We start from the raw sequence: 18,255 nt of genomic DNA, 5'->3' as shown, positions 1-18,255 counted from the left end.
CCAGGGCGCCGCGGCGCGGGCGGCGGGCGACCTGGCGGGCGCGGCGGGGCCGCCGGCCTCGGCCGCGCCGACCGGTCGGGGCACCCCGGCACGCCGGCGCAGAATCCGCCGGTTCATCCCACCGCAGCACGGCGCCTGGGCCATGCTGCTGCTGCCCTGGCTCGCCGGCGTGCTGACCGCCGGGTTCCGCTGGCCGCACCTGCCGCTGCTGGTGGCCTGGCTGACCGGCTACCTGTTCAGCTACTACCTGCTGCTGGCGGTCAAGACCCGCCGGCCCGGCCGGGTACGCGCGCAACTGGCCGTGTACGGGGTGCCCACGGCCCTGCTCGGCGGGCTCGTGCTCGTCGCGCGGCCCCATCTGCTGTGGTACGCGCCGCTCTACGCCCTGCTGCTGGCGGTCAACGCCGGCTACGCGGCCCGCCGCGACGAACGCGCGCTGCTCAACGACGTCGCCTCGGTGGTGCAGAGCTGCCTGATGGTGTTCGTCTGCGCCGCCGTCGCCGACGTCCCGCCCGCCGACGTCGCGGTCACGTTCGCCGCCCTGCTGGCCTACTTCACCGGCACCGTCCTGTACGTCAAGACCATGATCCGGGAACGCGGCAACGTGGGCTACCGGCGGGCGTCGGTCGCGTTCCACCTGGTCGCGGCAGCCGCACTGCTCTGGCTCGCCCCGATCGTCGGCGCGGTGTTCCTGCTGCTGCTCGTCCGCGCCTGGGCGCTGCCGGGCCGCCGGCTCAAGCCCGTGCACATCGGCGTCATCGAGATCGGCGCGTCGCTGCTCGTGCTCCTCGCCACGGTCGCCGTCTGATCACGCGGGTGAGCAGCCGCCCCGGCCAGCAGCCAGGCGCAGCGGGCGGGGCACCCTCCAGCGGGAACTGGCAGCCGGTCTCGGTCGGCTGGCAGGCCGACAGGGCTGGGCCACAAGCCCTTGGGAGCGGCGGCGAGGCCACAGTAAAGGCGACGACCAGCCAGCCCCGCCGCTGGCAGACCGAGTAGGCGGGACACAAGCCCACGCGAGCGGTAATCCGGCGGGAGTGGCGGCGAACAGCCACCCTCGCCGCTGGCAGGCCGAGTGGGCTGGGCGCACGCCTGTCGGGAGTGGCAGCGGCGGGGCGGCCGTAAATGAGCGGGACCGGTGGCCGGGGGCAGCCTATTGTTGAGCGTGGTATGTCTTCCCCTGATCTGATGGCGCGCCTGCCCGAGTTGACCCTGCGCGACGAGCACCGGCTGCGGCGCCGGCTCGACGGCGCCCGGACGGTGCGCGACGCGGCCGCGCGCGAACGGACCCTCGCCGCGATCGAGGGTGACCTCGCGGCGGCGGAGCGGCGGATCGCGACGCGACGCGCGGCGGTACCGGTGCCGTCGTACCCCGCGGAGCTGCCGGTCAGTCAGCGCAAGGACGACATTCTCGCCGCCATCCGGGACCACCAGGTGGTGATCGTCGCGGGTGAGACGGGGTCCGGCAAGACCACGCAGCTGCCGAAGATCTGCCTGGAGCTGGGGCGCGGGGTGCGCGGGGCGATCGGCCACACGCAGCCACGCCGGATCGCGGCGCGGACGGTCGCGGAGCGGATCGCCGAGGAGCTGGGCACCGAGATCGGGGCGAGGGTCGGGTACAAGGTGCGCTTCACCGACCGGTCCAGCGACGGCACGCTGGTCAAGGTGATGACCGACGGCATCCTGCTGGCCGAGATGCAGAACGACCGGGCGCTGCGCCACTACGACACGATCATCGTGGACGAGGCGCACGAGCGCAGCCTCAACGTCGACTTCATCCTCGGGTACCTGAAGCAGTTGCTGCCCCGGCGGCCGGACCTGAAGCTGATCATCACGTCGGCGACGATCGACCCGGAGCGGTTCGCCCGGCACTTCGGGGACGCGCCGATCGTGGAGGTCTCGGGGCGCACGTACCCGGTGGAGGTGCGCTACCGGCCGCTGATGGTGGAGGTCGAGGCGGCCGACGACGAGGACGAGGACGGGGTGCTCGTCCGGGACGCCACCGAGGCGATCGCCGACGCGATTACCGAATTACGGGCCGAGGGGCCGGGCGACGTTCTCGTGTTCCTGTCCGGCGAGCGGGAGATCCGCGACACGGCGGACGCGCTGGCCCGGCTCAACCTGCCCGACACGGAGATCCTGCCGCTGTACGCGCGGCTGTCCTCGGCCGAGCAGCACCGGGTGTTCCAGCCGCACCGGGGGCGACGGGTCGTGCTGGCCACCAACGTTGCGGAGACGTCGCTGACGGTGCCGGGCATCAAGTACGTGATCGACCCGGGCACGGCGCGGATCTCCCGGTACAGCCACCGGTTGAAGGTGCAGCGGCTGCCGATCGAGCCGGTGTCGCAGGCGTCGGCGAACCAGCGGAAGGGGCGGTGCGGCCGGGTCTCCGAGGGCATCTGCATCCGGCTGTACTCCGAGGAGGACTTCCTCGCCCGGCCCGAGTACACCGACCCGGAGATCCTGCGCACCAACCTGGCGTCGGTAATCCTGCAAATGACGTCGCTGGGGCTGGGCGACGTGGCGGCGTTCCCGTTCATCGACCCGCCGGACCGGCGCAACATCACCGACGGTGTGCAGCTGCTGCACGAACTGGGCGCGATCGACCCGGACCAGGCGGACCCGCGCAAGCGGCTCACCCCCGTCGGGCGGCAGTTGGCGCAGTTGCCGATCGACCCCCGGCTGGCCCGGATGGTGCTGGAGGCGGACCGGAACGGCTGCCTGCGCGAGGTCATTGTCATCGCGGCGGCGCTGTCGATCCAGGACCCCCGGGAGCGCCCGGTCGACAAGCGCCCGCAGGCGGACCAGAAACACGCGCGCTTCGCCGACAAGGAGTCGGACTTCCTGACCTTCCTCAACCTGTGGAACCACCTGCGGGAGCAGCAGCGCGAGCTGTCCTCCAGCGCGTTCCGCCGGATGTGCCGGGCCGACTTTCTGAATTACCTGCGCATCCGGGAGTGGCAGGACCTGGTGAGCCAACTGCGCCAGGTGGCCCGGTCGCTGAACCTGACGCTGAACGACACGGATCCCGAGCCGCAGCGGGTACACCTCTCGCTGCTGGCCGGCCTGCTGTCCCACATCGGCGTCAAGGACGTCGAGGGCAAGGAGTACATCGGGGCGCGGAACGCGAAGTTCGGCGTCTTCCCCGGCTCGGCGCTGTTCCGCAAGCAGCCGCGGTGGGTGATGGCGGCCGAACTCGTGGAGACGACCCGGCTGTGGGCGCGGGTCTGCGCCCGGATCGAGCCGGAGTGGGTGGAGCCGCTGGCCGGGCCCCTGGTCAAGCGCGGCTACAGCGAGCCGCACTGGGAGAAGAAGCAGGCCGCCGTGGTGGCGTCCGAGAAGGTGACCCTGTACGGGGTGCCGATCGTGACCTCGCGGAAGGTGAACTTCGGCCGCATCGACCCGGTGTACTCGCGGGAGGAGTTCATCCGGCGGGCGCTGGTGGAGGGCGACTGGGAGACCCGGCACGAGTTCTTCCACCGCAACCGGGACCTGCTCGACGAGGTCGAGGAACTGGAGCACCGGGCCCGGCGCCGGGACATCGTCGTGGACGATCAGGTGCTGTACGACTTCTACGAGGCGCGGATCCCGGGGCACGTGGTCTCCGGCCGGCACTTCGACAGCTGGTGGAAGAAGGAGCGGCGGGAACGGCCGGAACTGCTCACGTTCGACAAGGCGATGCTGGTCAACGCCGCCGCCGGTGGGGTCGCCGAGGCGGACTTCCCGGACGTCTGGACCTCCGAGGGGCTGGACCTGCCGCTGGCGTACCACTTCGAGCCGGGTACCGCCGCCGACGGCGTGACCGTCCGGGCGCCGCTGGCCGTGCTCGGCCGGCTCGACCCGGACGCGTTCGGCTGGCAGGTACCCGGACTGCGGGAGGACCTGGTTACCGCATTACTGCGCTCGCTGCCGAAGACCCTGCGTCGCAACTTCGTCCCGGTACCGGATTACGCGCGCGCGATCCTGGACGTGGCCGGACCCGAGGACGGCCCGCTGCTGGAGGTGCTCGAGCGGCACCTGCGCCGGCTCACCGGCGTGGCCGTACCCCGGGAGGCGTGGGACCTGAGCCGGGTACCCGATCATCTGAAGCCGGCGTTCCAGGTGGTGGACGACGAGGGCGGCACGGTGGCGCAGGGCCGCGACCTGGCGGTCCTGCAGCGGGAGCTGCGGCCGAAGGTGCGCCAGACGCTCGCCGCCGCCACCGAGGGCGTGCAGCGCTCCGGGCTGACCGGCTGGGAGATCGGCACCCTGCCGCGGGTGGTCGAGCAGCGCCGGGGCAGCTACGTGGTCACCGCCTACCCGGCGCTGGTCGACGAGGGGGCGACCGTGGCGGTGCGGCTGTTCGAGAGCGCGGCCGAGCAGGAGCGGGCCATGGCACGGGGCACCCGGCGGCTGCTCCAGCTGACGGTCCCGTCCCCGGTCGGGCTGGTCAACGCCCGGCTCAGCAACGCCGACAAGCTCACGCTCAGCCGCGCCAACCCGTACCAGAGCGCGGCGGACCTGCTGGACGACTGCGTCGCCGCCGCGCTCGACAAGCTGATCGCGGACCACGGCGGCCCGGCCTGGGACGCCGACGGCTTCGCCCGCCTGCGAGACGGGGTCCGGGGGCAGCTCGCCGACACGGTACTGGCCATCGTGACCGTGGTGAAGGAGATCCTGGCGGCGGCGTACGAGGTGCGGCGCCGGCTCACCAACACCACCCACCTGACCCTGCTGTCCGCGCTGGCGGACCTGCGTGGCCAGCTCGCCGGGCTGGTCGGGCCGGGCTTCGTCAGCGCCGCCGGCTGGTACCACCTGGGCGACCTGCCCCGGTACCTGGTGGCGATGCAGCGCCGGCTCGACCGGCTGCCCACCAACCCGGACCGGGACCGGCAGCTCACCGAGCAGGTGCACCGGGTCGAGCAGGAGTACGCGCAGCTGCGCACCGAGGTGCGGCCGAGCAGCCCGACCTGGGACCGGCTGCCCGAGATCCGCTGGATGATCGAGGAGCTGCGGGTGAACCTGTTCGCCCAGGGCCTCGGCACCGCGTACCCGGTCTCGGAGAAGCGCATCTACCGCGCGATGGACGACCTGGTCGCCTGAGCCCGGCGCCGCCGGGAACCCGGAGCACCACCCGGTGACGCGTGGCAACGCCCTCGCCGGGTGCCGTGCCTTTTCTCGCGCTCCGCACAACCCGGGGAGGCGTGGCAACGCCTTCGCTACATGCGTGCCTTTCTCGCGCTGCACCACCCGGGGACGCGTGGCAACGCCGACAGGCTCGCCAGGAGCGAGGCGAAGGCCAACGCCCCCGGGCGGGTGGCTATGCGGTCGGGGGCGTTGAGGGCGAGGCCGGCGGCGCCGTGGGCGCCGGCTCCCCGGGCTGCTTCGGGAACTGACCCGGCCCGGGTACCCGACGCTGCCGGTCGCCGGGCCAGTTGCGGTCGCCGGAGTCGCCGGGTCGCTTGCGGTCGCCCTGGTCACGGTGGCCGGCACCGGGGCCGGGGCCGCGGTAGTCGCCGTGGCCGCCACGGTGGTGCTCGGTGCCGTGCGTGACGGCGGCGCCGACCGCCACGCCGAGCCCACCGCAGACGCAGCCGATCAGCAGCCCGGCGACGCCGAGCCCGATGCCGGTGCGGCGGTCGATGCGGCCGCGCCAAGACCGGCGGCCGGGCCCGGGAGCGGCCGCGGCGGTGGACCAGCCGGTCGGCGTGCCGGGCGGCGGGGGTGGCGGCGCGGCGGCCGCGGATGTGGGCTGTGCGGCCTGCGGGCCCGCCCCGGGTGCCGGAGCCGCTGCCGGGTTCGACTCGCCCTCCCCCATCGACGACGAACCCGCCGGCGGGGGCACCGTCGGCGGTGGACCGACCGGCGGCGGGGGCACCGGGTCGAGGCGGGCGGTGTCCTCGGCCCCGCTGCGGGCCGGCTCGTCGGCGGCTGGGCGTTGGTCGGCGGGCATCTCGCTCTCCAGAGTCTGTACGGGGTGGGTGGCGGCCCCACTCGATCACGGTTGCTTACCCCGCCAACTGTGACACCGCCAGTTGAGCACCCTCGGCCGCGGAGACTAAGAATCCAGTGAGAAAGCCGCCGCCGCCACGCCGCCGCCACGGTGCTGCCGGGCCGTCGCCGCGGTGATGGTTCTGTGGTTGGCCGCCCAGGTTGTTGGTCTGGAACAGGATGCCCGAGTAGGTCGGGTCGGCAATGTCCACATCGGAGAACCGGACGCCCTGGAACACCTTGGACGCGGAGAACACCCAGATGCCGGAACGTCTGGGCGCCCCAGAAGTGGCCGCCCGCTCGCGCGATGAAGACGTTTTCCAACCGGGTCGGCGCCGAACCCGTTCATCGGGTACCCGAAGTCCAGCGAGCTGATCGTGATGCCGGAGGTAGACGAGGGTGTCCGCGATGTAGATGTTGCGGGCGAGAACAGCGACGCTACCGGCGCGTCGACGGTTCGCCACCCGCATTTGTCGACGCACAGGTTCTCCGCGACGGTCGCCGTCGCGGCGCCCTGGGAGTGGGGGCGACACGACGGCTTGACCTGCCCGCCGTACCCGCGGCGCGGGGCCGCCGGGTGGAGTAGAAGTGATCGGGTGGAGGAGGTAGCCGGTCGGGGCATCGAGGCCGTGCTCCGCCGGGTGCGCCGGGGCATGCGACGGCTGACGCCCGAGCAAACCCTGGACGCCGGACGGCGCGGCGCCCTGATCGTCGACACCCGGACCGAGTCGCAGCGGGCGAAGCAGGGCGAACTGCCCGGCGCCGTCCTGCCCGGCGCCGTGGTCATCGACCGGACGGTGCTGGAATGGCGGCTCGACCCCGGCTCTCCGGACCGGATACCCGAGGCGACCGGCTACGACCGGGAGATCGTGGTGGTCTGCCGCCAGGGGTACAGCTCCAGCCTGGCCGCGGCGAGCCTGCGGGCGCTCGGCTTGACCCGGGCGACCGACATGATCGGCGGTGTGGAGGCGTGGTGCGCCGTCGGGCTGCCCGTCACGTGGGACCCCGCCGACGTGCGCCACTGACCACGGCCACCCCTTACCCCACCGCCCGGAGGGCGGCCCGCGGGCGAGATCTTGGTACGACACGCATTTCCGGCCAAATCGGTACAACGATCTCCCACCCACAGCCGCCACGGGGGCGCCGGTGCCGTCCGTTAGGGGACGCGAAACGACGCGCCCGGCTCGTACCCCGCCCCGGAACCGGGCAGCACCAAACCAAGATCGGCGGCGGTGTTAGCGGAGGTGGGAGGCGCCGTTGAGGTCGAGAACGGCGCCGCTGGCCCACACCGCGGCCGGGGACGCCAGCCAGGTGACCGCCGCGGCAACCTCCGCGGGCTCGGCGACCCGGGCGAACGGGCTCTGCGCGCGGATGCCGTCCCCGGCGGGGCCCTCCAGCATCTCCTTCGCCATGTCCGTGGCCACGAAGCCGGGCGCGACCGCCGCCGACGCGATGCCGTGCGGGGCCAGCGCCACCGCCAGGGACTGGGTGAACGCGTGCACGCCCGCCTTCGTCGCCCCGTACGCCAGGGCGGTGGGTTCGCCCCGGTACGCACCCCGCGAGCCGACGGTGATGATCCGGCCACCGGCGGGGCCCTCGGGACGGTGCAGCAGGTGGTCCACGACGCACCAGGTGACGTTCGCGGTGCCCAGCAGGTTCACCGCCACCACGTCGGACCAGGAGGCCACCCACTCGTCGTACCCGGTGGCGTCGACGGGCTGGTGCGCGTGCGCGGCGGCGTTGTTGACGAGCAGATCGACACCGCCCAGGGCCGACACGGCGGCGCGGACCATCGACCGGACCTGCGCCGGGTCCGCCAGGTCACCGGCGACGGCCGCGTGACCGCTGCCCGGCGGGCGGGTGCGGGCGGCGGACTCCGGGGTGCGGCCGTGCACGGCGACGGTCCAGCCGTCGGCGGCGAGCGCGGTGGCGATGGCGGCGCCGATGCCGCGGGAGCCGCCGGTGACCAGGGCGCGACGGGTCGTCACACGAGCCTCCTCGAAGATCGGGTTCAGCGCCCGAATCTAGTCGAGCCCCGTCAGGCGTCCTCGCCGTGCTCGCGGCGGCGCAGGTCCTCCTCGCGGCGGCGCAGGTCGGCCTCCCAGCGGGCGAACAGGTCCTCGTCGTCGCGGCGCTGCCGGCCGCGCGAGGCCAGGAACTCCGGGTCGTCGTCCGGGCCGATCGGGCGGCGCGGCCGCTCGTGCTCGGGGAAGCCCCTGCCCGGCTTCCACGCCCCGGCCGCGCCGGCGGCGTGCCGCTGCGGGCGTCCCGCCACGAACCACGCGATCGGACCGACCGGCGCGAACAGCAGGATGATGAAGACCCAGGCGACCTTGGGCAGGTTGCGGACCTGGAACTCCTCCGTGGACAGGCAGTCGATCAGGGCCACGACGGTCAGCGCCAGATCGATCAGGAACAGCAGGCCGTAGAGACGAATCACGGCGGACATCATGCACCTTCGCGCCGCAGGCGGCTGCCCCTGCCGTCCGGACCCCAGTTACCCGCCGACCTCGGCGTTCCGGTGGCCACCAAAGGGCGACATGCCGGACGATTCACGCGCCACCGGTACAAGATCGGCGACCGCCGGCGGCGAGGGCCGGGCGGGGGTTGCCCATGCGGCAGGGCGGGCATCAGGTCATCGGACGACCGCTTCGCGTTGGGCGGTCACGGTGGACGGCCGGCGCACGGCCGCGTACAGGGCGGCATGGTCGCTGGCGGCGCGACGCCAGGAGTAGCGGCGCACGACACGGTTCCGGGCGGCGAGTGCGTAGGCGTCGCGACGCGCCGGATGGGCGAGCAGGTCCCGCAGCGCGGCGGCGAGCGCGCCCGGGTCGCGGGGTGGCACGAGGTGGCCGGTCACCGCGTTGTGGACGGTGTCGCGCAGGCCGCCGACCGCGGTGCCGACGACGGGTACGCCGCAGGCCATCGCCTCGATCGGGGTCAGGCCGAACGGTTCGTACCAGGGCGCGGCGGCGAGCACGTCGGCGGAGCGGTACCAGTCAGGCATGGCGTCGGTGGCGATGCCGCCCACCAGCGTCACCCGGTCCGCCAGGCCGAGACGGGCGGCCAGTTCCCGCAGTTCGCGGGCGTACGGGTGGGCGTCCAACTCGGACCCGAGCGGGCCGCCGACGATGACGCACTCGGCGTCCGGGATGTCCCGCATGGCGTGGACGAGGTCCGCGAAGCCCTTGCGCTCAACCAGCCGGCCGACGGAGAGCACGCGTGGCCGGCCGGTTGCGCGCGGCGCGGCCGGACCGTCCGGATGGAACCGCCGTTCGTCCACTCCGGACGGGATGAGCGTGAGCCGGGCCGGCGGCACACCGAGGCGGACCAACTCGTCCACCTCGTCCCGGCACTGCACGACGACGCGGTCGACGGTGCGGCCGAGCCGGCGCTCCCGGTCGATTCGGTCGGCCGGGCTGGTGTCGCGCGTGCCCTGATGGCGACGCTTGACCGAGCCGAGCGCGTGGTACGTGAGCACGACCGGCAGGTTCAGCGGGCGGGCGGCGTCCACCGCCGCGAGGCCGCTCATCCAGAAGTGCGCGTGGACCGCGGTGGGAAGCCACCCATCGGCGCGCCAGTGCCCGACGAGCCACCGGGCGAACACCGGCATGAAGGGCGGCAGGGCGTCCTTCGGCAGCGGCTCCGGCGGGCCGGCGGGCACGTGGACGACCTCGACACCCGGCCCGGCCGGTACGGCAACGGGCGCGTGGGCGTCGTCCCGTCGCGTGTAGACGCGCACGTCGTGGCCCTGGAGGGCCAGCGCCGCGGCGAGTTGGGCGACGTGCGCGTTCTGGCCGCCCGCGTCCTCGCCGCCGAGGGCGGCGAGCGGGCTGGCGTGCTCAGACACCATCGCGATACGCATGGGCGGCTCCATGGGCGGCTCCGTCGACCTCTCGGGTGAAGGGGACTACCGATACGACGACACTGTCCACAGCGGCCCGACCCGAAACTCAGGCCCCCAAGCGGTGCTCGGCCGGAATTCCCCAGGGCGATCAAGGTAAACATCGCGCCCCCGCCGTCGCGTTAGGTCGGCGGCCACCGGGGCACGAGGGACGTCAGGCGCGAGAAATGGAGAACCGGACCATGACGACACCTTCGACCCGCCCGCTCGCGGCGGTCACCGGCGCATCCAGCGGCATCGGGTACGAGCTGGCCAAGCAGTTCGCCCGGCACGGGTACGACCTGGTCGTGGCGGCCGAGGACGCCGGCGTCACCGCCGCCGGGCGGGACTTCGCCGACCTGGGCGCGGCCGTCGAGCCGGTACAGGCGGACCTGGCCACGCACGGCGGCGTGGAGGACCTGTACGCGCGGATCAAGGCGGACGGCCGTCCCCTGGAGGCGGTGGCCATCAACGCGGGCGTCGGGGTGAGCGGGCCGTTCGCCGAGACGCCGCTGGAGCCGGACCTGCGCCTGGTCGACCTGAACGTGCGGTCCTCGGTGCACCTGGCCAAGCGCTGCGTGCAGCTGATGGCACCGCGCGGCGCCGGGCGGATCCTGTTCACCTCGTCGATCGCGGCCACCCAGCCGGGGCCGTTCGAGGCGTCGTACGCGGCGTCGAAGGCGTTCCTGCTGTCGTTCTCGGAGGCGCTGCGCGAGGAGCTGAGGGACAGCGGGATCACGGTGACCGCGCTGATGCCCGGTCCGACCCAGACCAACTTCTTCGCCCGCGCCGGGATGGAGGATACGCGCCTGGGCGCCGGACGGAAGGACAGCGCGGAACAGGTCGCCCGGGAAGGTTTCGAAGCGCTCATGGCGGGCCGCGACCACGTCGTCGCCGGCTCGGTACGGAACCGGATCGTGGCCGGCGCGGCGAAGGTCACGCCGGAGACCCTCAAGGCCCGGCTGCACCGGAACGTGTCGCGGCCCGGGTCGGCGCGGAAGTAGCCGTTGCCGCGCTCCGCGGGAAACCCGCCCGTGGCGCGCATGGCCCGCCCGCCGCCGGGTACGCGGGCCGGCATGACCACCATGCAGAAACAAGAGGACGTAGTGGACCTGCTGCTCGCGCAGCACAGCCAGATCAAGGCGATGTTCAGCGAGCTGGCCACCGCGCAGGGGCCGCACCGGCGTGAGCTGTTCGAGGATCTGGTGCGCCTGCTCGCCGTGCACGAGAGCGCGGAGGAACTGGTGGTGCACCCGGCCGCGCGCAAGGAGGCCGGCGACGCGGTGGTGCAGGCCCGGCTCACCGAGGAGGACGAGGCCAAGCGTGCCCTCGCGGACCTGTACGACCTGGGCGTGGACCACCCGGAGTTCAACACCCGGCTGAACACCCTGTCCGAGGCGGTCGTCACCCACGCGAGCAAGGAGGAGGCGGAGGAGTTCTCCCGGCTGCGGGCGAACGTGCCGCAGGAGCGGCTGATGCGGATGGCCGACGCGGTGCGCACCGCCGAACGGATGGCACCGACCCGGCCGCATCCGCACAGCGGCGAGTCGCCCGGCGCCAACCTGCTCGCCGGCCCTCCGCTGGCCCTGTTCGACCGGGTCCGGGACGTGATGCGGGACTGGCGCGAGAAGAACGACAACCACCGGGGATGAGCGGGCTGCCGGCCCCGCGCCGCGCCACCGACGGATCCACGGGTAGGGGCGCGGGCGGCCTCGACCGGGTACCGCTGGTACCGCGCGCGACGCTCGCGGAGACGGCGCGGGTGCTCACCGCGGTGGTCGCGCCCCTGGTGGCCCGCGGGGTGATCCTGCCCCGCCCCGCCGCGCTCGCGGTGGCCGACCGGCGGGACGCCGACCGGCGCGTCTACCGGGTCCTCGCCGCGCTGCGGGCGCGCTACCACGGCGGGCCCGTGCGGCTGGCGGCGCCGCTGGGGCGGTTCGCGCTGCCCCTGTCCCCCGACCACGCGCGCCGGGTGCTGGCCGGCTCCCCGGAGCCGTTCGCCCCCGCCACCCGGGAGAAGCGGGCGGCGCTGGCGCACTTCCAACCGCACGGGGTGCTCATCTCCACCGGCGAGCAGCGGCCGGTCCGGCGGCGGCTGAACGAGACGGTGCTGGACACCCCCTCGCCGGTGCACCGGCTGGGCGACACGTTCGCCCGGAAGGTGGCCGACGAGGCGGCGGCCCTGGGCGACACGCTCACCTGGGCGGGGTTCCACCGCGTCGCGGGGCGGATCGTGCGGCGGGTGGTGCTCGGCGACGCCGCCGCCGACGACACCCGGTTCACCGCCGTCCTGGACCAGCTTCGCGACCGCGCGAACTGGGCGTACCTGCGCCCGCGGCGGGAACGCCTGCGCCACGAGTTCACCGCGCGCCTGGCCGGGTACGCGGCCCGGGCCGAGCCGGACAGCCTGATGGCGGTGCTCGCGAAGACCCCGGCGCCGCCCGGTGCGGACCCGGTGGGCCAGGCGCCGCAGTGGCTGTTCGCGTTCGACTCGGCCGCCGTCGCCACCTACCGGGCACTCGCCGTGCTCGCCGCCCACCCGGAGGCGCTGGAGCGGGCCCGGGCCGAGGCGGCCGGCGACCGGCTGTACCGGCCGTACCTGCGCGCCTGCGTCCTGGACGCGGTGCGGTTGTGGCCGACCACGCAGGCGATCCTCCGGGACAGCCTGGCCGAGACGCTGTGGCCCGCGGGGCGGCTGCCGGCCGGCACCTCACTGCTGATCATCAGCAGCTACTTCCACCGGGACCCGGCGACCGTGCCCTTCGCGGACCGGTTCACCCCCGAGGCGTGGCTGGACGGGCGGGCCGCCAGCAGCGGGGCACTGATCCCGTTCAGCGATGGGCCGGGGCGCTGCCCCGGGCGCAACCTGGTGCTGCTGGTGGCCGGCACACTGCTCGCCGAGGTGATCCGGGACCGCCGGCCGGTGCCGGCGGGCGGCCGGCGGCTGTTCCCGGAGCACCTGCCCGCCACCCTCGACCACACCGCCCTGCGCCTGCGCCTGGAGCCGGCGCCCCGCGAGATCAGCGCGGCGCCACAGGGCCCGAGGTAGCCCGCTCTGACGCCGGGGAAGGCCCGGACCGCGCGCGGCCCAGCGCGGACGGCGCGGCCCAGCGCGGACGGCGCGGCCCAGCCGCTATCCGCGGCTCGTGCCGGCGGGCTCGGGCTCGCGCGCCGCCGGCTCAACCGCCCGATCGCCGGTCCGCCACTGCGCGCACCGCAGGTACCACAGGACGCGCGCCAGCACGCCGCGCTCCTGCGGCTCGGGCGGGAACCCGGCGCGCCGGATGATCAGCCAGAACACCCAGCCGGCGCCGATGATGAAGCCGAAACTCACCAGCCGGTACAGCACGACGGCGGCGATCGCGCCGCTGGCCGGCAGTCCGCCGGCCACCAGACCGAGAACCAGCGCGCCGTCCACCACCCCCAACCCACCGGGTACCAGGGGGATGCTCGCGGCGGCCATGCCGGCGGCGTACGCGATGACCAGCTGGACGACGGTGATCCCCTGCGCGCCGACCGCGCGGCAGCACAGCAGCAGGCAGGCGGCGTCGAGCAGCCAGTTGGCGATGGCGAAGGCGGCGGCCATGGACAGGTCCATCGGGCGGATCCGGACCGCGAGGATCTGGTCGACCAGCGCGGTGACGCGGTCGGCCCCGTGCTCCCTGGGCCGGCCGCGGAGCCGGTTGACGCCGGCCATCAGGCGGGCGGCCGGGGAGGCCAGGCACTGCGGGTGCTGGGCCAGCACCCGGATCGCCAGCACGATCACCAGCGCGGTGGCGAGGCAGCCGCCGAGGGTGGTCCAGCCGCCGCCGCTGCGGGCCAGGATGCCGACCGCCGCGCCGATCACGATCAGCGCGCCCGTGCTGAGCACCCCGGACAGCGCGACACACCAGGACGCCACCGCGGCGGACGCCCCGAACCGGCGCAACTGGCGGAACGTGAACGTGGTGGAGAAGACCGGACCGCCGGGCAGCGTGACGCTCAGCGAGTGCGCCGCGTACGCCAGCGCGACGTGCCGGGCCAGGTGCACCCGGGTACCGGCCGAGCGCAGCAGCCGCCGCTGCATCCGGGCGAACACCCCCATCGACGCCACCTCGGCGGCCACGGCGGCGGCCAGCCAGGCGGGACTCGGCGTGCGCAGCTGGGCCAGCGCGGCGGCCAGGGACGGCCAACCAACCACCAGTTCCACGGTCAGAACGCCCAGCACGGCGATGGTGATGGTGATCTGCCGCCACCGCCGCGCCCCCGCCCCGCCGGTCATCCCCCCGCCCCGTCCCGTTCACGTTCGCTCAAGACCGTACCGTGCGGCCGTTCGGGGATCGGGCAGGATGGCCGGGTGCGGGTCGCCGCGGCGCTGTCGGCTCCATCTCCACCGCGAACACGCCCGTCGCCGCGCCGGCCGTGGGTTGCGCAGCCCGGGGGGTCAGGCTGCGCAACCCGTCACCCGCCGCCGTAGCCCTGTGGCGTACACCGTCGGGGACCTGGTCGGCCGTGCGCAGGACCATCGTCGGCGCGCGCCCGGGCCGATCACATCCGCCACCTGGCGGAACAGCGAAGGGCAGGACGCCCGCCGGCCCGAGGAGCCAGCACAGACCCGGCGCTACCCCGGCCGGCCTGATCGGCCGGTACGTGCCGACCCCGGCGCCAGCGATGAGACGTGGATGGTCACCCTCGCACGCATCGGCCCGGCTGATTCACTCACGCCACGCCACTCACGTGGGGTCGGTCCTGCTGTCCGGGCGCTTTGCTCTGCTTCTGTACGGGCGGCGCCTGCCGGTGTCGAGCCCGCCGGGGCGGCTGTCCCAGAAGGCGGCGTGGAGGCGGCTCCGGGCGCGGCAGGCCGGCTGCCGCCCGCGCATGCGGTGCCAGCACGACGGGCGGCCGGGGCCAGCCGGGCGGCGCCCAGCAGGGCGAGATATCGGGGCGGGGGCGGCGGCGCCGGTGTGAGGGGGATCGGCGCCGCCGCCGGCTATTGCGCAATTTGCACGTCGGGATTGCAGGACGGGACTTCCCAACCGGACGGCCGGCAGGAATAGTTACATGTCGTGGTAGACGGCGGACGTCATGCCGGAGGTGGTAGCTGACCCGACCGTGGTAACGGGGTGGACGATGGCCTGGATGGTCATGTCGTGATAGACGGATGTCGTCGCGGTCGTTGCAGCGGCCGCGACGGCAAGTGCTGCCGCCGTCAGGTACACGACAAGACCGGAGTTGCTCTTTTTGGTCCGCATTGTGCGCACTCCAGCCTGCCAAGTGGGTGCCGGGAAAGTAACACCTGGCCAGGTATTGGTTACCAACGGTGAGGAAGGTGAGCGAACGTCAGGTGTCTCGAAGGTGAACATCTAGTGAACTTCTCGGGAACCACTGGCAAATCGCTTCGACGTCCGTCGCTCTGCCGAAACGTTCGCGCGGGCGTTGGCGAAACAAAGGCAGCGGGTGTCTCCGCTTTATCCGAGGTCAAATGCGGTACGGGGTGGCCGAGCGCGTTCGGGCGGCCCGCCGGCGGATCGAACAGTTGACAAGGGCAACGGGTCAAGAAAGCGGGGATCTGCCGGTGGGTGACGCGCTCCTGTCCGATCCGCTCATCGGCCGGCAACGGCAGGTGGAACGGCTGCGCCAGCGGGTGGCCGGGCTAGCCGCCGGCGGGGGCGGGGCGCTACTGGTCGAGGGCGAGCCGGGGATCGGTAAGACCTCGCTGCTGCGCCTCGCGGCCGAGGAGGCGTCCGCCCGCGGATGCCAGGTGCTACGCGGCTCCTGCGACGAGCTGAGTCGGGCGTTCCCGCTGCTTCCGCTCGCCGAGGCGCTCAACGACGCGCTCACCGCGCGCGGCGGGCGGGCGCCGATCCCCACCGTGGACGCCCTGACCGACCCGGAGGCGACTCCCGGCGACCGGAGCGACCGGGTGGCCAACGCCGCGGAACGGTTACTGGGCCGGGTCGGCGAGGTGTGCGACGCCGGACCGACCCTGCTGGTCCTGGACGATCTCCAGTGGGCCGACTCCGCGACGGTCATGACGCTGAACCGGCTGGCGCGCGCGGTCGAGCGCATGCCGCTCCTGCTCGTCGGGGCGACCCGCTCCGTGCCGCACCGGGACGACCTCAACGTCCTGCGCCGCACCCTGCGCCCGGCCAACGTGCACCGGCTGCACAGCCTGGGCGGCGGCGAGGTGGCCGAGTTCGTGGCGCGCGCCGTCGGCGGCCCACCGGGTCCGGGCCTGGTGCGGCTCGCCGCGGGCGCTGCGGGCAACCCGCTGTACCTCACCGAACTCGTCGACGCGCTGATCCGCGGCGGGCTGCTGACCGTCCATGATGGACAGGTGGACACCCGGGACCGGGCGCCGGCGTCGCTGGCCGCGGCGATCGCGGACCGGCTGGGCTTCCTCTCCCCCGCGGCCCGCGAGGTGCTGCACGCGGCGGCGCTGCTCGGCACGACCTTCCGGGTCAGCGAACTGGCCGCGGTGTGCTCGCGGGGGCTGGCCGCGGACCTGAAGCCGCTGCTGGACGAGGCGATCCTGGCGAACGTGCTGCGCGAGGACGGCACCGAGCTGGCGTTCCGGCACCCGATGATCCGCGACGCCCTGTATCAGGGGATGGCGGCGGGCGTGCGGGCCGCCTGGCACCGGGACGCGGGCCGGGCGCTGGCGGCGGCGGCCGCGCCGCCCGAGCGGGTCGCCCGGCAACTACTCGCCGCCGCCGAGGACGGCGAGAGCACCGCCACCGTCGACGACTGGATGATGGCCTGGCTGGTGGAGGCGGCGCAGTACCTGGTGGGCAACGCCCCGCACGCCGCCATCCCCCTGTTGCGCTGGGCCACCGCCGCGGTGCCCGCCGGGGTGGCGCCGCACGGCGTGCTCTCCTGCCGGCTCGCCGACGCGCTCTACCGGGTCGGCGAGCAGGACGGCGCGGCCAGCGTGGCCACCGCGGCCCTGGCCCACGTCACCCCGCCGGACGTGCTGGTCGATCTGCATTGGACGCTCGCGCAGTGCCGGTCGATGGCGGGGCGCCACGGCGAGTTGCTGCCGGCGCTCGAACGGGCGCTGCGGGCGCCCGGGGTCGAGCCGCGGCACCGGGCGCGGCTGCTGGTGCTGGTCGCCCGCACGCACCGGGCGGTCGGGCGACTCGACGCGGCGCAGGCCGCCGCCGAGAAGGCGCTCGCGGCCGCCACCGCGGCCGGCGACGGCTGGGCCACCGCCTGGGCGCTCGGCATCCAGACGATCATCCACGGCATGCGCGGCGAGGCCGGCCGGGCGCTGCCGCTGTTCGACCGGGCGCTGGCCGCCGCCGAGGGCGACCCGGCGCTGATCGACCTGCGCCTGCTCATGCGGATCAACCAGGCGGTCGCGCTCAGCGACCTGGACCGGTACGACGACGCCATCTCCGCCGCCCGCGACGTCCGCCACCTCGCCGGGGAGGCGGGCAACGCGGTCCGGGTGTCGCAGGCGCAGAGCGTGCTCGTCGAGCTGCTGTACGACGTCGGCCGGTGGGACGAGGCGCTGGCCGAACTGGCGGCCCCGCGCCCCGACGCGCAGGACCCGATGGTCGAGTGCGCCGGCAACGGGCTGGCCGCCACGATCCGGCTGCACCGCGGCGACGCAGGGGCCCGCCGCCACCTGGTGCGCGCCGAACGCTACGCCGCCCGGCTCGGGCACCGCATGCACGGCTCGCTGGCGCTGGCCCGCAGCCTGGTCCGCGAGCAGGCGGACGAGCCGGAGCAGGCGCTGGCCGTGCTGATGGACGGGCTGACCGGCCCGACCGAGGAGGTCGAGGAGGCCGCCGAACTGCTGCCGGACGCGGTCCGCCTGGCGGTCGCCGTCGGGGACGCGGACGCCGCCCGCGCCGCCGCCGCCCGCGCCGAGGCGGTCACCACCAAGGCGGACGCCCCGCACCGCCGGGCGATCGCGCTGCACTGCCGCGGGCTGCTGGACGGCGACGCCGCCCGCCTCCTGGACGCCGCCGAACAGTACCGCCGCGCCGGCCGGCCGCTGCCCCGCGCGCAGGCGCTCGAGGCGGCCGGCGTCGCGCTGGCCGAAAGCGGCGACCCCTCGGCCGCCCGCACCCACTTCACCAGCGCCTACACGGTGTACTCGACGCTGGGCGCCGCGTGGGACCTGGCCCGCACCCAGGCCACGTTCCGCCGCTACGGGATCCGTCGCGGCTCCCGCGCCCGGCACCGCCGCGACCGGCAGGGCTGGACCAGCCTGACCGCGACCGAGGAGAAGGTGGTCGCGCTGGTGGCGGAGGGCATGTCGAACCCGGAGATCGCCAGCCGGCTGTTCCTCTCCCCCCGGACCGTGCAGACCCACGTCTCGCACATCCTCGCCAAACTCGGCCTGAACTCCCGCATCGACGTCGCCCGCGAGGCCGGCCGCCGCGACCAGCCCGAGCACGCCTGACGGCCCCCGCCGC

General features: G+C 74.4%; 14 protein-coding genes. 7 read left to right on the top strand and 7 right to left on the bottom strand.

Features of this window, described 5'->3' with window-relative positions:
* The first annotated feature begins 31 nt into the window (after positions 1–31).
* Together KJS59_RS08580 and hrpA are read left to right on the top strand one after the other, a co-directional pair.
* Positions 32–808, top strand: coding sequence for a YwiC-like family protein (locus KJS59_RS08580; protein WP_213451834.1), 777 nt, complete (start codon positions 32–34; stop codon positions 806–808).
* A gap of 359 nt (positions 809–1,167) precedes the next feature.
* On the top strand, positions 1,168–5,079 hold the full coding sequence (hrpA, locus tag KJS59_RS08575) for an ATP-dependent RNA helicase HrpA (RefSeq protein WP_213451800.1): 3,912 nt from the start codon (positions 1,168–1,170) through the stop codon (positions 5,077–5,079).
* A 217-nt stretch (positions 5,080–5,296) separates the two neighbouring features.
* Here hrpA and KJS59_RS08570 read toward each other — a convergent pair whose 3' ends face one another.
* Both KJS59_RS08570 and KJS59_RS31010 read right to left on the bottom strand, forming a co-directional pair.
* Positions 5,297–5,929: a hypothetical protein gene (locus KJS59_RS08570; RefSeq protein WP_213451798.1), complete on the bottom strand. Its 633-nt coding sequence runs from the start codon at positions 5,927–5,929 to the stop codon at positions 5,297–5,299.
* Positions 5,930–5,984: 55 nt separating this feature from the next.
* Positions 5,985–6,437, bottom strand: a complete 453-nt coding sequence (locus KJS59_RS31010) for a hypothetical protein (RefSeq protein ID WP_249713981.1) — start codon at positions 6,435–6,437, stop codon at positions 5,985–5,987.
* 183 nt (positions 6,438–6,620) lie between these two features.
* Between KJS59_RS31010 and KJS59_RS08560 the strand changes: the two genes are divergently transcribed.
* A complete protein-coding gene (locus KJS59_RS08560; protein ID WP_213451833.1) occupies positions 6,621–6,992 on the top strand; it encodes a rhodanese-like domain-containing protein in 372 nt (123 codons plus the stop codon).
* 210 nt (positions 6,993–7,202) lie between these two features.
* On the opposite strand, the gene KJS59_RS08555 is transcribed toward KJS59_RS08560, so the two are convergent.
* The 3 genes from KJS59_RS08555 to KJS59_RS08545 form a co-directional block, all read right to left on the bottom strand.
* On the bottom strand, positions 7,203–7,955 hold the full coding sequence (locus KJS59_RS08555; protein WP_213451797.1) for an SDR family NAD(P)-dependent oxidoreductase: 753 nt from the start codon (positions 7,953–7,955) through the stop codon (positions 7,203–7,205).
* Between the two features lie 50 nt (positions 7,956–8,005).
* Positions 8,006–8,407 (bottom strand): PLD nuclease N-terminal domain-containing protein, encoded by a 402-nt coding sequence (locus tag KJS59_RS08550; protein ID WP_213451795.1) that lies wholly within the window; start codon positions 8,405–8,407, stop codon positions 8,006–8,008.
* A gap of 195 nt (positions 8,408–8,602) precedes the next feature.
* The gene (locus KJS59_RS08545) at positions 8,603–9,832 is read right to left on the bottom strand and encodes a glycosyltransferase (RefSeq protein ID WP_213451793.1); all 1,230 of its coding nucleotides are present in this window, start codon (positions 9,830–9,832) and stop codon (positions 8,603–8,605) included.
* Positions 9,833–10,053: 221 nt separating this feature from the next.
* Between KJS59_RS08545 and KJS59_RS08540 the strand changes: the two genes are divergently transcribed.
* The 3 genes from KJS59_RS08540 (at position 10,054) to KJS59_RS08530 (ending at position 12,899) form a co-directional block, all read left to right on the top strand.
* Entirely contained in the window at positions 10,054–10,854 is an 801-nt protein-coding gene (locus KJS59_RS08540; RefSeq protein WP_213451791.1) for an SDR family NAD(P)-dependent oxidoreductase, read from the top strand.
* Between the two features lie 72 nt (positions 10,855–10,926).
* A complete protein-coding gene (locus KJS59_RS08535) occupies positions 10,927–11,502 on the top strand; it encodes a hemerythrin domain-containing protein (protein WP_213451789.1) in 576 nt (191 codons plus the stop codon).
* Positions 11,499–12,899 carry a cytochrome P450 gene (locus tag KJS59_RS08530; protein WP_213451788.1) on the top strand — a complete coding sequence of 467 codons (1,401 nt, stop codon included), beginning with the start codon at positions 11,499–11,501 and terminating at the stop codon, positions 12,897–12,899. The genes KJS59_RS08535 and KJS59_RS08530 overlap by 4 nt, the downstream gene beginning before the upstream one ends.
* Positions 12,900–12,983: 84 nt before the next feature.
* On the opposite strand, the gene KJS59_RS08525 is transcribed toward KJS59_RS08530, so the two are convergent.
* Both KJS59_RS08525 and KJS59_RS08520 read right to left on the bottom strand, forming a co-directional pair.
* Entirely contained in the window at positions 12,984–14,111 is a 1,128-nt protein-coding gene (locus KJS59_RS08525; protein ID WP_213451786.1) for a lysylphosphatidylglycerol synthase transmembrane domain-containing protein, read from the bottom strand.
* Between the two features lie 775 nt (positions 14,112–14,886).
* A complete protein-coding gene (locus KJS59_RS08520; RefSeq protein ID WP_213451784.1) occupies positions 14,887–15,192 on the bottom strand; it encodes a hypothetical protein in 306 nt (101 codons plus the stop codon).
* A gap of 212 nt (positions 15,193–15,404) precedes the next feature.
* Between KJS59_RS08520 and KJS59_RS08515 the strand changes: the two genes are divergently transcribed.
* Positions 15,405–18,242: a helix-turn-helix transcriptional regulator gene (locus tag KJS59_RS08515; RefSeq protein ID WP_213451783.1), complete on the top strand. Its 2,838-nt coding sequence runs from the start codon at positions 15,405–15,407 to the stop codon at positions 18,240–18,242.
* Positions 18,243–18,255: the final 13 nt, after the last annotated feature.

The sequence above is a fragment of the Rhizomonospora bruguierae genome, assembly GCF_018397995.1.
Taxonomy (GTDB): domain Bacteria; phylum Actinomycetota; class Actinomycetes; order Mycobacteriales; family Micromonosporaceae; genus Rhizomonospora; species Rhizomonospora bruguierae.
Note: the sequence above shows the minus strand (reverse complement) of the source record. Positions and strands in the feature narration are given on the sequence as shown.

Bases quoted from the DNA above. Each gene is read 5' to 3' on its own strand.
- KJS59_RS08545 (WP_213451793.1), bottom strand. From the start codon at position 9,832: ATGCGTATCGCGATGGTGTCTGAGCACGCCAGCCCGCTCGCCGCCCTC.
- KJS59_RS08570 (WP_213451798.1), bottom strand. From the start codon at position 5,929: ATGCCCGCCGACCAACGCCCAGCCGCCGACGAGCCGGCCCGCAGCGGG.
- KJS59_RS08530 (WP_213451788.1), top strand. From the start codon at position 11,499: ATGAGCGGGCTGCCGGCCCCGCGCCGCGCCACCGACGGATCCACGGGT.
- KJS59_RS08535 (WP_213451789.1), top strand. From the start codon at position 10,927: ATGACCACCATGCAGAAACAAGAGGACGTAGTGGACCTGCTGCTCGCG.
- KJS59_RS08560 (WP_213451833.1), top strand. From the start codon at position 6,621: ATGCGACGGCTGACGCCCGAGCAAACCCTGGACGCCGGACGGCGCGGC.
- KJS59_RS31010 (WP_249713981.1), bottom strand. From the start codon at position 6,437: ATGCGGGTGGCGAACCGTCGACGCGCCGGTAGCGTCGCTGTTCTCGCC.
- KJS59_RS08520 (WP_213451784.1), bottom strand. From the start codon at position 15,192: ATGTTCACCTTCGAGACACCTGACGTTCGCTCACCTTCCTCACCGTTG.
- KJS59_RS08540 (WP_213451791.1), top strand. From the start codon at position 10,054: ATGACGACACCTTCGACCCGCCCGCTCGCGGCGGTCACCGGCGCATCC.
- hrpA (WP_213451800.1), top strand. From the start codon at position 1,168: ATGTCTTCCCCTGATCTGATGGCGCGCCTGCCCGAGTTGACCCTGCGC.
- KJS59_RS08525 (WP_213451786.1), bottom strand. From the start codon at position 14,111: ATGACCGGCGGGGCGGGGGCGCGGCGGTGGCGGCAGATCACCATCACC.